This is a genomic window from Sphingomonas sp. (assembly GCF_042096255.1).
Lineage (GTDB): Bacteria > Pseudomonadota > Alphaproteobacteria > Sphingomonadales > Sphingomonadaceae > Sphingomonas.
In genome coordinates this window covers 1-14,401 of sequence record NZ_JBELLZ010000021.1, presented here as the reverse complement: position 1 = coordinate 14,401, position 14,401 = coordinate 1, and the positions used below count along the sequence as shown (strand labels likewise).

General features: G+C 68.5%; 10 protein-coding genes and 1 CRISPR repeat array. Of the genes, 8 read left to right on the top strand and 2 right to left on the bottom strand.

The window, feature by feature from the left end:
* Window positions 1-57: 57 nt before the first annotated feature.
* Entirely contained in the window at window positions 58-1,269 is a 1,212-nt protein-coding gene (locus tag ACFDTH_RS06225) for a D-arabinono-1,4-lactone oxidase (protein WP_375286653.1), read from the top strand.
* Complete coding sequence (locus ACFDTH_RS06220) at window positions 1,269-2,411, top strand: DSD1 family PLP-dependent enzyme (RefSeq protein ID WP_375286652.1); 1,143 nt, start codon at window positions 1,269-1,271, stop codon at window positions 2,409-2,411. Before ACFDTH_RS06225 ends, ACFDTH_RS06220 begins: the two co-directional genes overlap by 1 nt.
* Before the next feature lie 7 nt (window positions 2,412-2,418).
* On the opposite strand, the gene ACFDTH_RS06215 is transcribed toward ACFDTH_RS06220, so the two are convergent.
* Window positions 2,419-5,310, bottom strand: a complete 2,892-nt coding sequence (locus ACFDTH_RS06215) for a TonB-dependent receptor (RefSeq protein WP_375286651.1) — start codon at window positions 5,308-5,310, stop codon at window positions 2,419-2,421.
* Between the two features lie 172 nt (window positions 5,311-5,482).
* Here ACFDTH_RS06215 and agaR point away from each other — a divergent pair, with 172 nt between their 5' ends.
* Window positions 5,483-6,253, top strand: a complete 771-nt coding sequence (agaR, locus tag ACFDTH_RS06210) for a transcriptional repressor AgaR (RefSeq protein ID WP_375286650.1) — start codon at window positions 5,483-5,485, stop codon at window positions 6,251-6,253.
* A 94-nt stretch (window positions 6,254-6,347) separates the two neighbouring features.
* Here the strand turns inward: agaR and ACFDTH_RS06205 are convergent, their stop codons facing one another.
* Complete coding sequence (locus ACFDTH_RS06205; protein ID WP_375286649.1) at window positions 6,348-7,463, bottom strand: amidohydrolase family protein; 1,116 nt, start codon at window positions 7,461-7,463, stop codon at window positions 6,348-6,350.
* Between the two features lie 133 nt (window positions 7,464-7,596).
* On the opposite strand from ACFDTH_RS06205, the gene ACFDTH_RS06200 reads away from it, so the two are divergent.
* The 5 genes from ACFDTH_RS06200 (at window position 7,597) to ACFDTH_RS06180 (ending at window position 13,990) form a co-directional block, all read left to right on the top strand.
* The gene (locus ACFDTH_RS06200; RefSeq protein WP_375286648.1) at window positions 7,597-9,675 is read left to right on the top strand and encodes a glycoside hydrolase family 36 protein; all 2,079 of its coding nucleotides are present in this window, start codon (window positions 7,597-7,599) and stop codon (window positions 9,673-9,675) included.
* Entirely contained in the window at window positions 9,672-10,604 is a 933-nt protein-coding gene (locus ACFDTH_RS06195) for an EamA family transporter (protein ID WP_375286647.1), read from the top strand. The genes ACFDTH_RS06200 and ACFDTH_RS06195 overlap by 4 nt, the downstream gene beginning before the upstream one ends.
* A 71-nt stretch (window positions 10,605-10,675) precedes the next feature.
* Window positions 10,676-11,956: a D-tagatose-bisphosphate aldolase, class II, non-catalytic subunit gene (locus ACFDTH_RS06190; RefSeq protein WP_375286646.1), complete on the top strand. Its 1,281-nt coding sequence runs from the start codon at window positions 10,676-10,678 to the stop codon at window positions 11,954-11,956.
* Window positions 11,949-13,073, top strand: coding sequence for an SIS domain-containing protein (locus ACFDTH_RS06185; protein WP_375286645.1), 1,125 nt, complete (start codon window positions 11,949-11,951; stop codon window positions 13,071-13,073). The genes ACFDTH_RS06190 and ACFDTH_RS06185 overlap by 8 nt, the downstream gene beginning before the upstream one ends.
* The gene (locus ACFDTH_RS06180) at window positions 13,070-13,990 is read left to right on the top strand and encodes an N-acetylglucosamine kinase (RefSeq protein ID WP_375286644.1); all 921 of its coding nucleotides are present in this window, start codon (window positions 13,070-13,072) and stop codon (window positions 13,988-13,990) included. Before ACFDTH_RS06185 ends, ACFDTH_RS06180 begins: the two co-directional genes overlap by 4 nt.
* 100 nt (window positions 13,991-14,090) lie before the next feature.
* Window positions 14,091-14,363: direct repeats of the CRISPR family, unit length 29 nt; unit sequence GGGCCCATCCCCGCGGGGGCGGGGGAGAC.
* Window positions 14,364-14,401: the final 38 nt, after the last annotated feature.

Sequence of the window (14,401 nt, the reverse complement as noted above, 5' to 3'; positions counted from 1 at the left end):
GCGGAACAGCGCGCGCCTTGGCGCAATTGGTCTGGCAGCGTTTCGGCGGACCCGCGAATGCTGGTAGCTCCACGTGACGAGGCGGAGCTTGCCGCCGTGGTGCGGGCGGCGCCGCGGGTGCGGGTGGCGGGGGCGGGGCACAGCTTCATGCCCTTGTGCGCCTCGGACGAATGCATCGTTTCGCTGGAGCGGATGGAAGGCACGCTCCACATCGCGCCCGATCGTACCAACGTGCGTGCGCCGGCCGGGTGGAGCCTCAAGCGGCTGACCGCGGCCTTGTGGGAGGAGGGGCTGGCGCTCGCCAACCAGGGCGACGTCAACCCGCAGTCGCTGGCCGGGGCGATGGCGACGGGGACGCACGGCACCGGCGTCGCGCTGGGCTCGCTCTCCACCTTCGCGCGCGGCTTCCGGCTGATGGATGGCGAAGGCGCCACGCGCTGGTGCGACGCGGGCACGAACCCGGACCTGTTCGAGGCGCAGCGGTTGTCGCTGGGGATGTTCGGGATCGCTACCGAGGTCGAGGTGGCGGTGGTGCCCGCGTTCCATCTTGTCGAGCGGATCGAGAAAAGGCGCTGGGCCGAGGTGCGCGAGCGCTTCATGGAGGAGGCGCAGCGGCACCGGCACCTGGAGTTCTGGCTGTTCCCCTATAGCGACCAGGTAATTCTCAAGACGCTGGACCCGTGCGATCCCTGCGACGCGCCCGCCTCCACCAGCGACATGGAAGAGGCGATGTTCCGGCGCCTGCTCGACCTGGGTGTCGCGGTGCCGCGGCTGATCCCCTGGCTCCAGCGTGGTATGATGCGGACCGGCTTCGGCGCGGGACGACGCGGACCGGCGCCGGCGATCTTCCCCTCCGACCGGACGATCCGGTTCGAGGAGATGGAGTATGAGATGCACGCCGCGGTCGGCCTCGACACGCTGGACGAACTGGTGCGGCTGATCCGGCGCGATCGCCTGCCCGTGTCCTTCCCCTTCGAGTTCCGGCTAGTCGCGGCGGACAATATCTGGATGAGTCCGATGAACGCCGGTCCGGTCGCCGCTATCTCGATGCACCAATATGCGCGGCAGGACTGGCGCGCACCGTTTGCCGCGGCGGAGCCGGTGTTCCGCACCGCTGGCGGCCGCCCGCATTGGGCCAAACGGCACACGCTGGATCGCGACGCGGTGACCCGGCTTTATCCGATGGCGGAACGCTATCGCGCAGTGCGGCGCGCGGCCGATCCCGCGGGCAAGTTCCTCAACCCGCATCTGGAGGCATTGTTCGGCTGATGGACGACCTGGAACTGCATCGCCCGCTGATCGGCCAGCAGGGCTCGCGCGCGGCGCTCAACACGCCGGTGCTGGTGCTCGACGTGGAGGCGATGGAGCGCAACATCGCAAAGATGGCGGCGCTTGCGGCCGGCCGGAGCGTCGCATTGCGGCCGCATGCCAAGACCCACAAGAGCGTCGACATCGCGCACCGCCAGATTGCGGCGGGCGCGGTGGGCGTGTGCTGCGCGAAGATCGGCGAGGCCGAGGTGATGGTCGACGGCGGCGTCGGTGGCGTGCTGGTCACCTCGCCCGTCGCCGCGCCGGCAGCGATCGTGCGGCTCGCTGCGTTGGCGGCTCGCGCGAAGGGATTGATGGCGGTGGTCGACCATCCCGACGTGGCGCGCGCGATCGACGCGGCGCTCGGGGAAGTGGGCGCGACGCTGGACGTGCTGATCGACGTCGATCCCGGCATTCGTCGTACCGGCGTCGCCTCGGTGGAGGCAGCGGTGGCGTTGGCGGAGACGATCGCCGGCTGCGCGCAACTGCGGCTGCGCGGCGTGCAATTCTATTGCGGCGTCCAGCAGCACCTGGAGGGTTACCAGCAGCGCGCGGCGGCGATCACCGAGCGAACCAACTATCTGCGCGGCGTGATTGCCGCGCTGAAGGCTTCAGGCTTCTCCTGCCCGATCATCTCGGGCGGCGGGACCGGCACGCACCATATCGATATGACGCTGGGCGTGTTCACCGAGCTTCAGGTCGGCTCCTACGTGCTCATGGACCGCCAGTATCTCGATTGTGCGCTGACGCCCGACGATCCCGCGCCGTTCGAAGTCGCGCTGGCGGTGGACAGCCGCGTGGTCAGCGCCAACCACGACGCGCTGGTCACCATCGACGCCGGGTTCAAGTCGCTCTCCACCGATGGCGGCGCGGCGAGCGTGCGGGACGGCGCGGCGGCCGGCGCTGCCTTCGCCTTCATGGGCGACGAACATGCCGCGCTGATCGCGCCGGGCATCGGCACCGCGCTGCGCCCTGGCGACCGCGTCACGCTCACCGTGCCGCACTGCGATCCGACGGTGAACCTCTACGATCACTACCACGTCGTCCGCGGCGGCACCCTGGTCGATATCTGGCCGGTCAGTGCGCGCGGCCGCGCACGCTGACGCTTGGCTACATCCGCGCGCGCACCCCGAAGAAGAACGCCCGGCCCGAATATTCGTAGAAGTTGGGCACGTTGCGATAGGTGTTGAACCGCTTCACCGCCGATCCAAGCAGGTTCGATCCCTGGCCATAGACCGAGATGTTGCTCGTGATGTCGTAGGACAGGGTCGCCGACATCTCGTGATAGGCGTCCTCCTCGACCGGCAGGTAGCCGAGGTTGCCCGACTGGGCATAGGTGAAGCCGCCCTGGTAGCTGTACGACACCTGCGCGCCGATGCCGTGGTTCTCGTAGAACAATTTGGCGTTGGCGGAGAAGGGGATCGCGCCGGGCAGATCGGTGGTCACATCGCCCGAAGTGGCGCGCGAGTGGTTGTAGGTGACGTTGCCCTGTACGCCCAGGCCGTTGTCGAGGAAATATTGCCCGCCGACCTCCAGGCCGTACACGTCGGCGCTGTCGCCGTTGATCACGCGATATTCGACGAAGTTGAACGCCTGCTGCTGGTTGGTCGGCTGGTTGGTGGGGGTGATCACCACGTCGACCGGCACGGTCGAGACGAAGTTGGTGATGTGCTTGTAGAAGGCCGCCGCGGTCAGCGCGAGGCGGTTGGACGGGTAATATTCGAGGCTGATGTCCGCCTGGTCCGCCGAGGTGGGCTTCAGGTTCGGGTTGCCCGCATTATAGATGATGAACGTGCCCGACTGCGCCGAGGTGGCGTCCTGCGCCGGCGACAGCTCTGCAAAGGTCGGCCGCGAGATCGCCTGCGAGGCGGCCAGGCGGATGCGGAAGCCGTCGGCCAGGTCATAGGCGAAGTTGGCGGCGGGCAGCAGCCGCAGATAGTCGCCGCCGCCGGTCACCTGCGAAACGGGGTTGAAATCGACGTCATTGTCCTGCGTCCCCGCGCGCGGAATGATGCTGCGGATGGTGGCGCTGTAGCCGGTCGAGGACACCTTGGTGGAGACGAGCCGCGCGCCGATCTCGCCGCGCCAGCGCTCCCCGCGCAGGTTAAACTGCGCATAGCCTGCCCAGGTCCGCTCCTTGATGAAATAGGAGGAGGGCAGGTTGGGTTCGATCACCTGGTTGGAGAAGCCGGCGGGATAGGGCGAGAGTTCGCAGCCGGGGATCTCCGCGCCGGTCTCGTCGAGGCAGCTGTTGGGATCGAGCACCGCCGGGTTGTTGTCCGCGCGCGGCAAGGCGGCGAGATAGGTGTCGATGTCGAAATAGGGGAAGTTGCGCGGGAAGTTGCCGCCCAGCTTGCCGAGCACGTAGTCGACGTTGCCGGGGCGGACCACATCGGCGCCGATCTGCCCGAAGGTGAAGGGATAGCCGCAGTACAGGCACGAGGTGGTGTATTGGTTGTCGATCTGGTTCACCCGCTTGCGTCGGTCGGTCCAGACCACGCCGAAGCCGAGCGAGCGGAAGATGCCGTTGTCGACTTCCCATTCGCCGTCGAGCTTGCCGCTCTTGATCTCGTCGCGAATGTTCTGGCCCTGGATGCCGATATAGTGGGCGCGGAAATCGTCGTTGGTCGCCTGGTCGAGCGTGCGACCGCCGGGGAGGGTGATGGCGAGATCCGGGATGCCGCCGTTACGGGTATTGAACACCGCCGACGCGCCGGGGATGCCCGCGACGACGAAGCGGTTCTGCCCGCCGGTATTGTCGCTGGCGCGGCCGTAATAGCCGTCGATCGCCAGCTTCAGCCGGTCGATGGGCTTCCAGTCGATCCGGCCGCCGACCTGCCAGGTCTCGCTCTTGCGCGGCTCGTCGGTGGTCAGCACCTCGGCGACGAGATTGTCGAGCGAATAGCCGGTGACGACGTTGCGGTCGTCGACGGTGATCGAGTCCGGGTTCCAGCGCAGCTCGCCGTCGTCGCCGAGCGGGTTGAGGTAGTTCGACGCACGGTAGTTGCTCTGCTTGACGTCGAAGTGGCTGTAGATGCCGTCGATCGTCAGCTCGAAGTTGCTCGACGGCTTCCACTGGAACGCCGCGGCGGAGCCGATCCGCTCGCGCTCGCCGAGCACATAGCCGGTGCTGAAATAGTCCGGCCAGATATACGCCGGACCGTTCTCGTCGGGGTCGACGCTGCCGTCGCGGTTGAAGTCGACGCCATAGCTCGCCTCGGTGCCGTCGGTGATCGAATATTCGCCGAGATTGTCGGTGCGGAACTTATACTTGTTGTAGCTGGCGCCGATCAGCACGCCCATCGTGTCGTCGGCGAAGGTGGCACTGACCACGCCGGTCACCTTGTAGCCGCCCTTCTCGACCAGATCGTTATACTGGCCTTCCACCGCGGCGGAGCCGTGCAGGCCGGGGCGGTCGAGCGGGCGGGCGGTCCTGAGGTCGACGTTGCCGCCGATGCTTCCTTCCAGCTCGGACGATCGCACCGCCTTCTGCACCTCGGCGCCCGAGATGATCTCGGACGGCAGCACGTCGAATTGGAACGAGCGGTCCGGCCCGTCGGTGGGCAGGATGCGGCCGTTGAGGGTGGTGATCGCGAAGTTGGAGCCCAGGCCGCGGATGGTGATGTCGCGCCCCTCGCCGCGGCCATCACGGCCGACCGTCACGCCGGGGATGTTGGCGAGCGCCTCGGCGACGTTGCGGTTGGGGAATTTGCCAAGCTCCTCGGCCGAGATCGCGTCGACGATCGTGTCGGCGTCGCGCTTGGCCTGGATCGACCGCAACAGGCTGCCGCGCACGCCGCGCACGACGATGTCGCCGGCACCGTCATCGGGCGCGCCGGTGTTCCCGGGCTGCTGCGCCGGATCGGCGAGCACCGCATCGGGATCGGGCGAATCGACGCTCGACTGCGAAGGCTGGGTCTGCGCCGAAGCCTGCGCGGCCAGCAAGGCCGCGGCGCTGGCGCCGGTGAGCACGAGAGACCGCCAGTGGAGCCGATGCATCATAACCCTTCCCCTCTTCGGCGCCGCGGATCCGTCGTCCGCTGATGGCGCGCTATTTTCCGAAACGTTCCATAGCGCAACTTGCGTGTCAAACGGTAAATAACGAAAGCAAGCGCTTTGTTGTCGTTGCGTGTCGCCGCTGATAAGCATCGGCGAAGCAGGAGCGGAAGCGGCGATGATCCGGGATACGAGTGGGCGGCGGCAGCAGATCAGCACCATGGTCCGCGAGAAGGGCAGCGTGCAGGTCGCGCCGCTGGCCGAGCGGTTCGGCGTCTCGATGCAGACGATCCGCAAGGACCTGCACTTCCTGGCCAAGCGCGGCATTGCCGAGCGCTCCTATGGCGGGGCGATCTCGGCCGACGCGGTGAACTTCCCCGCCGAGCCCGCGGTGGAGGCCAAGCGCGCGATCAACATCGACGAGAAGGCGCGGATCGGCGCGCTGGCCGCGGCGATGGTGCGGCCGGGGGATTCGGTGGTGCTCGACTCGGGCACCACCACGCTCCAGATCGCGCACCATTTGCCCGACGACGAGGAGATCACCGTCCTCACCAACGATCTCGACATCCTGTGTGCGCTCGCCCGCAAGGAGCGGATCACGGTGGTGATGCTGGGCGGGGCGCTGCGCCGCCGCAACCGCGCTTTCTACGGCGCGCAGACCGAAAGCGCGCTGGACGACCTGCATGTCGACAAGCTGTTCCTGGGCGTCGACGGCTTCGATCTCGAGCGCGGCATCACCACCCATTTCGAGCCGGAGGCGATGCTCAACCGCAAGATGGTTCGCGCCGCGCGCCAGGTGATCGCCGTCACCGATCGCAGCAAGTTCGGCCGTGTCTGCCTGCACCGTATCCTCAGCATCGGCGAGGTCGACGACCTGGTGACCGATGCGGGCGAGGGCGAGATGCGGGGCGCGGCCGAGCGGTTCGGCTTTCGCCTGCATTGTGCGTGATGGTGCATCACCCCGGCCCCTTCGGCGGAGCTCAGGACAGGCCTGAGCCGGGGTCCCGCTTCTTCTTGCGTGGGAAAGGCAGCGGGACCCCGGGTCAAGCCCGGGGTGACGGGGAGAGCCGGAAGAACCGCTCGGCATTCTTCCAGTAGATCTTGTCGATCACGGTGCGGGGCAGGTCGAGCCCCTTGGCGTCCGCCTCGATCGCATCGACCCGCTGGCTCAGCGGCGTCGCCAAATATCGCCAGTCCGCCCGCCACACCCGGTCCGCCTCCCCAGGAAAATCGTCGGTCGCGGGCGGGTTCTGTGCACGCGCGGCGGGATCGGGCGGGCTGTCGGTCAGGTCGGTGCCGTAGAGGATGCGGTCCTGGTAGCGGATGAAGAAGGCGCGCACCTTCTCCAAATCGGCGTTGGACTGGACCTGGAGGTTGGACATGCGCGCGGCGAGATCGACTACAGCATTGGGATAACGATCGAGGAAGCGCCCGAGCTCGTCGACGCTCCACTCGATGCTGGCCATGTGCGCGCCATCGAACGCGAGCTTGGGGTGCCGCGCAACGAAGCGGTCGCGCGCCGCCATCAGCGCCTCGTAGCTCGGCTCCTCCGGGTGGAGGTACATGTAATATTCGGGGTGCGCCTTGAAATAGTCGCGGTCGTTGGCGGTGGTCATCTGGTCTAGCGGCAGCCAGCAATTCTTGGGTTCGGCCTGATGCGCGATCAGCGGGATGCCACGCTTTTCCAGATGCGCCATCACCCCGTCGAAGCGCGGATCGTCGAGGAACACGCGCTTGCCGTTCGTATCCTTGGCGACCATGCCGATGTTCTTCCACACCTTCACCGCGATCGCGCCGCGCGCGAACGCGGCGTCGAGCTGGCGGATGGTGCGCGCGGTCCAGTCCGGCGTGCCGAAGCCCTGCATCGAGAAGGCGGTCGCATAATGGAAGGTCTTCGCATCGGTGCCGCGCATCGCTTCGGCGATCCGCGCCTGGTCGGACAGGGGCGGAAAATCGGGATAATCGACGTTGATCGACAGGATCTCGAAGCCGTCGCGCCGCGCCACTGCCAGCGCGGCGGGATTCTCCCGATTGGCGTGGAAATGCGCATCGAACTTGCGGACGGAATCGAAATCCGCCTCGCCATAGCCGCTGGGCGCCGCCGCGCCGAGCAGCATCGCTGCCGGGGCGGTGAGCAGCAGGGTCGCGATCCTTCGCATTGTCCGATCTCCTGTTCGCGCGTATTCGCAACATAACGCGCGTTTTGTTGCGATTTTCGTTTGCGCCGCTGCGGAGGTTGGTGCAAGCTCTTTGTCCGGCGCCATAAAGGCGCGCGTACGGGGAGAGTTTTTCATGCCGTCCCAACCTGTCAGCCGCCGCGCAATGCTTGGCCGCCTGATGGTGGGCGCGGCGGCGGTGACGACGCCCAGCCTCGCCGGCCGGGTGTGGGCCGCGGCACCCGCAGGGGCGCGGTTCGGTGACGATACGCTGACGATCGAGTTCGACGCGGCGATGCGCTCGCGCCTGTCCTGGCGCGGCAAGCCGATCACGCCGATGGCGGCGGGCGACACCCTGCTGGTCGCGGGCCGGCCGGCCGAGCGCTTCCTGCTGCTCGACCGCGCGGAAGAGCCGGTCTCCGGTCCGCACGGCGCCGGGCGCCGGCACCGCCTGCGCGCCACCTCGGGCGGCGCGCTGGAGCAGGCGCTGTCGGTCACCTTCCTCGACGCCTATCCCGGACTGGCGATCTACGAGACGCGCTACCGCAACACCGGCACCGCCCCGCTGGCGGTGTCCGGCTGGCGCGCGGCGACGCACGATCTGCTCGCGCATCCCGACGGCGCGTGGAGCTTCTCGGGCGCGTCGCATCCCGATCGGCGCGACTGGGTGCAGCCGGTGAAGCCCGGTTTCGACCAGCGCAACTTCATGGGCATGAACGGCTCCGATTATGGCGGCGGCACGCCCGTATCGGTGGTCTGGCGCCGCGACGTCGGGCTGGCGGTCGGGCATCTGGAGACGGTGCCGCGCCTGGTGTCGCTGCCGGTCGCGTCCCAGCCGGGCGGGACGCGGATCGGCATGACCGGCGACGAGACAATGCTGCTCGCGCCCGGCGCCACGCTGACGCTGCCGACCACCTTTGTGATGGCGCACGCGGGCGACCATTTCCGCCCGCTCGACGCCTATCGCCGGCTGATGGCCGAGCGGGGCATCGCCGCCCCCGCGATCCCCGAATCGAGCTACGCGCCGATCTGGTGCGCCTGGGGCTATGAGCGCAGCTTCACTGCCGAGCAGGTGTACGGCACGTTGCCCAAGGCCAAGGAGCTCGGCTTCGAATGGGCGGTGATCGACGACGGCTGGCAGACCGCGGAAGGCGACTGGAAGATCGACCGCACGCGCTTCCCGCGTGGCGATGCCGACATGAAGGCCTTCGCCAGCCGCATCAAGGCGGACGGCATGCGCCCGCGCCTGTGGCTGGCGCCGCTGGCGGTGGACCCCGGCACCGAACTGCTGCGCGAGCGCGCCGACATGCTGGTGCTAGGCCGCGACGGCGCCGCGCAGAATGTCAGCTGGTGGGATGCCTATACGCTCTGCCCGGCCTATCAGCCGACGGTCGACTACTTCCGCGGCATCGTCCGCAAGATCATCGGCGAATGGGGTTATGACGGGATCAAGCTGGACGGCCAGCACCTCAACGGCGTCGCCCCCTGCTACAATCCCGCGCACAACCACGCGCGGCCCGAGGAATCCTTCGAGAAGCTCCAGGACTTCTGGAAGGCGCTGTACGACGAGGCGATCGCCGCCAACCCGGAGGCGATCATGGAGCTGTGCCCGTGCGGCGACAGCTTCGCCTTCCACAACCTGATCGGCACCAACAACACCCCCGCCTCAGACCCGACCTCGTCGTGGCAGGTGCGCAGCAAGGGCAAGACCTTCAAGGCGCTGATGGGGCCGAGTGCGCCCTATACCGGCGACCATGTCGAGCTGTCGGACGGGCGCGACGATTGGGCCTCCACCTATGGCATCGGCGCGATCCCCTCGACCAAGTTCACTTGGCCCAAGGACACGGCCAAGCCCAGCGAGCCGCTGCCGCCGGGCGGCTTCGTGCTGACGCCTGAGAAAGAGGCGGTGTGGCGCAAGTGGATTGACCTGTATCGCGCCAACATGCTGTCGAAGGGTCGTTATCTCGGCGGGTTGTACGACATCGGCTTCGACAAGCCGGAAGGACATGCGATCGAGAAGGACGGCGTGCTCCATTACGCCTTCTACGCCGAGGCCTGGGACGGGCCGGTGGCGCTGCGCGGGCTGGGCGCGGGCAGCTACATGCTGACCGACGGCTTCACCGGCGCGCCGCTCGGCCGGGCGAGCGGGGCGGAGGCGTCGATCAAGGCCAAGTTCCAGCGCTTCCTGCTGGTGCGCGCGGAGAAGGTCGCGTGACCGCAGCGGCGGCATCGCTGGCCGCGCCGGGCGCGCGCGCCTGGCTGGTCAACGCACTGGTTACGGTGGTGCTGTGGGGCATCTGGGGCGCCTTTTCGGGCGTGTCGCCGCAGCGCGGCTTTCCCGAGACCCTGGTCTATTGCGTCTGGGCGCTGACCATGATCCCGCCCGCGGTGGTGGTGCTGGCGCAGGCGGGCTGGCGGCTGGACCGAAGCCCGCGCGCGATCGGCCATGGCCTCGCGGTCGGCCTGCTCGGCGCGGGTGGGCAGTTGGTGCTGTTTTACGCGGTGGCGCGCGGACCGGCGTATCTGATCTTTCCGATCATCTCGCTGTCGCCAGTGATCACCATCGCGTTGTCCTTCCTGCTGATGGGCGAGCGGACCGGGCGGCTCGGCGCCCTGGGCATCGTGCTGGCGCTGCTGGCGCTGCCGACCTTCGACTTCGCGCCTGGCGCTGACGGGGCGGGGGCTCAGGCGGGATGGCTGATCCCGGCGCTGATCGTCATGCTGTGCTGGGGCGTGCAGGCCTATTTCATGAAGGCCGCCAACCACATCATGTCGGCCGAGAGCATATTCGTCTACATGGCGCTGACCGGGCTGCTGCTGGCGCCCGCCGCCTGGGCGATGACGGACTTCTCCCGGCCGATCAATTGGGGGATCGACGGGCCCGGCCTCGCCGCGCTGATCCAGGTGCTCAACGCGATCGGCGCGCTGACCCTGGTGTTCGCCTTTCGCTACGGCAAGGCGATCATCGTTGCGCCGCTGGCCAATGCCGGCGCGCCGCTCGCCACCGCGCTGATCTCGCTGGCGGTGCTGGGCGTGGTGCCGGGGCCGCTCAAGGCGCTCGGCATCGCGCTGGCGCTGACCGCCTCGCTGCTGCTCGCGATCGAACCGGACAGTGCTGACGACGAGGCAGCAGCATCTGCATAGTTTCGATGTGTTTCGGTTGGTTGCGGTGAGTGGCGCAAGCGACTAGGTTGGCTGGGAAAGGGGAAGCCGACGTGCAAGCGATTCTGGACATCGTGGCCCGCCACAAGGCGGGGGAGGCGATCGGGGTCACCTCGGTCTGCTCGGCGCATCCGCTGGTGATCGAGGCGACGCTGCGCCACGCGCGCACCACCGGGCAGGAGATCGCGCTGGTCGAGGCGACCTCCAACCAGGTCAATCAGGACGGCGGTTATACCGGCATGGTGCCCGCCGATTTCCGCGCCTTCGTCGAGGGGATCGCGGCCAAAGCCGGTTTCCTGCTGGAGCGGCTGGTGCTGGGCGGCGACCATCTCGGCCCCAACGCCTGGGCCGCGCTGCCCGCGGCGGAAGCGATGGACAAGGCGTGCGTGATGGTCGGCGATTATGTCCGCGCCGGCTTCCGCAAGATCCATCTCGATTGCTCGATGAGCTGTGCCGACGATCCGGTGCCGCTGCCCGAGACGGTGATCGCCGAACGCGCCGCGCGCCTGTGCCGCGCCGCCGAGGATGCGTTCGCGGGCGATCCCGCCGATGCGCCCGTCTATGTCATCGGCACCGAGGTGCCGGTGCCGGGCGGTGCCGCCGAAGATCTGGAGGAGCTGGCGCTCACCACGCCGGAGGCGGCGATCGCCACGGTGGAGATGCACCGTGACCTGTTCCGCGATGCGGGCATGGGCGCGGCCTGGGCCCGGGTGGTCGCGACGGTGGTGCAGCCGGGCGTCGAGTTCGATCACGACAAGGTCGTCGATTACCGTCCCGAGCGCGCGGTGGCGCTCAGCCACGCCATCGAGCCGACCCCCCTGGTCTACGAGGCGCATTCGACCGATTACCAGACGCCGGAAGCGCTTTCGGCCCTTGTGCGCGACCATTTTGCCATCCTCAAGGTCGGCCCCGGTGTCACCTTCGCGCTGCGCGAGGCGCTGTGGGCACTCGACGCGATTGAGGCGGAGACGGTGCCGATCGAGCGGCGCGCGAGCTTGCGCACGGTGACGCTGGAGCGGATGCGCGCCGAGCCGAAGAACTGGCGGAAATATTATCACGCTGAAGGCGCCGCGCTCACCCGCCAACTTCAGTACAGCCTGTCCGATCGCATCCGCTATTACTGGCCGGACGCAGAGATCGCCGCCGCGCAGGAGCGGCTGTTCGCCAACCTGCGCGACGCGCCGCCGCCGCTGCCGCTCGTCAGCCAGTATCTCCCGATCGCCTATGCCGCGCTGCGCGCCGGGCGGATCACCAACGACCCGGCCGAGCTGGTCATGGCGCATATCACCGCCACGCTCGACGCCTATCATGGAGCCTGCCACCCCCATGTCTGACACCCTGGTTGCCGCCCCCGTGAGCTGGACGCGGCGCGAGATCGACCAGCAGCCCGAAACGCTGCGCGCGACCCAGGCTTTGCTCTCCGCCGATCGCGCGGCGATCGAGGCGTTCCTGGCGCCGTTGCTCGCCCGCCCGGAACTGCGCGTGGTACTGACCGGCGCGGGCACCTCCGCCTTCATCGGCGAGTGTCTCGCGCCCTGGCTGTCGGCGCGGCTCGGCCGACTCGTGGAGGCGATCCCGACCACCGACATCGTCAGCGCCCCCGCGCTCCACCTCCGCCGCGACACACCGGTGCTGCTGGTCTCGTTCGGTCGTTCGGGAAGCAGCCCGGAAAGCGTCGCTGCGGTCGATCTGGTCGATGTGCAGGTTGCGGAGGCATATCACCTGATCGTCACCTGCAATGCCGAGGGCGAACTGGCGCAGCGCGGTGGCGCGCGGACACACGTCCTCGTTCTTCCCGAAGCAACCCATGACCGCGGCTTCGCCATGACCAGCAGCTTCACCGCGATGATGCTGGCGGCGCTCTCCGTGCTGGGCGGGATCGCCGACATGGACGCGCGCGTGCCCGCCATCGCCGCAGCGGTGGAGGATGTTCTCACCCGCACCGATGCGCTGGCCGCCGACCTGGCCGGCCGCGGCTTCGACCGGGTGGTCTATCTCGGCAGCGGCGTGTTCAAGGGGCTGGCGCGCGAGGCCGCGCTCAAGCTGATGGAACTCAGCGACGGCGCGGTCGTCACCGCCTTCGACACTACGCTCGGCTTCCGCCACGGCCCCAAGACGATCGTCACCGATCGCACGCTCGCCGTGGTGTTCGTCTCGAACGATCCGCTTACCCGACGCTACGACCTCGACATGATCGAGGAACTGCGCGGCGATGGACATTGCGGCGCGCTGGTGGTGGTCTCCGCGCAGGCCGGGGATCATGCGGAGATCACCGTGCGCGGCATGGCCGACGCCGCGGATGCGGACCTGCTATTCCCCTTCATCGCGCCCGCCCAGGCCTTCGCATTGCACGTCTCGGAGGTGCTGGGCCTGACGCCGGATCGGCCCAATGCCAGCGGCACCGTCAACCGCGTCGTCCAGGGCGTGCGGATCCACGCGTTGCCGGCATGAGTCTGTTCCTCGGCGTCGACGGCGGCGGCACCAAGACCGAGTTCGTCGCCATCGACGCCGCGGGACAGGTGGTCGCACGGACCGTCACCGGGACGACCTATCACCTGCAGGTTGGCTTTGACGAGGCGATGCGCCGGCTGGCGGAGGGGGTCGCCACGATAGCCGGCCAGACCGGGGTCGCCGCGCGCGATTTCGACTACGTCTTCCTCGGCCTGCCGGCCTTCGGCGAGGATGCTGTCATCGACCCTCGGATCGTCGAGGCATGCGGCCGGCTGCTCGGCCACGATCGCTACCGCTGCGACAATGACATGGTGTGCGGCTGGGCGGGATCGCTCGCCTGCGAGGACGGGATCAACGTCGTCGCGGGTACCGGCTCGATCGCCTACGGCCAGCGCGCCGGCCGCGCCGCGCGTGCGGGCGGCTGGGGCGAGGTGTTCGGCGACGAGGGCTCGGCCTATTGGATCGCGGTGCAGGGCTTGGCGCTGTTTTCCCGAATGAGCGACGGGCGCGCACCGCGAGGGCCGCTCTACGGGATCGTGGCGGAGGCGCTGGCGCTCGGCGACGACCTCGACCTGTGCGCCCGGGTGATGGGACCTGCGGGGCTCGGGCGCGACGGCATCGCTGCATTGGCGCCGCTCGTGTCGCAGGCAGCCCGTGCAGGCGATGTCGCGGCACACGACATTCTGCGGTTGGCGGCGCGGGAGTTGGTGGCGCTCGCGACCGCAGCACGGGCCGTGCTGGGCTTTGACCGCGCTGCAGGCGTGCCGGTGTCGTGGTCGGGCGGAGTGCTGCTCAACGAGCCCTTGGTTCGCGAAGAATTCGTCGCCAGGCTCGGGAACGCCTTCGCTCCCGCCCCACCCCTATATCCGCCCGGCCAAGGCGCGGCGCTCTATGCCAGGCTGCTTGCACAGCGCTGACGGGAGCTGCGTCAAGGTTGGCGGCAGTCCCGGGGTAATGCGCGACAGGTGAGGGTTGGAAGCGCGGAAACGGCGGCGCGCTGCTCGATCGTTGACTTGGTCACGGCCCACCCGTGGAGCGGGGGAGACAGATCGACTGGCTGATCGCGCTGCTGAATTCGGGGCCCATCCCCGCGGGGGCGGGGGAGACGCGACACTGACACCAGCCAGCAGTCCCGAAATGGGCCCATCCCCGCGGGGGCGGGGGAGACCATCGGGTGCGGTCTACGATGAGGACAAGCGGGGGCCCATCCCCGCGGGGGCGGGGGAGACCGAAAACCCGTGCCGCCCCATCCTCGGAAAACGGGCCCATCCCCGCGGGGGCGGGGGAGACACGACCTCCTGGATCAGAGCCGCGAGGTTCTTGGGCCC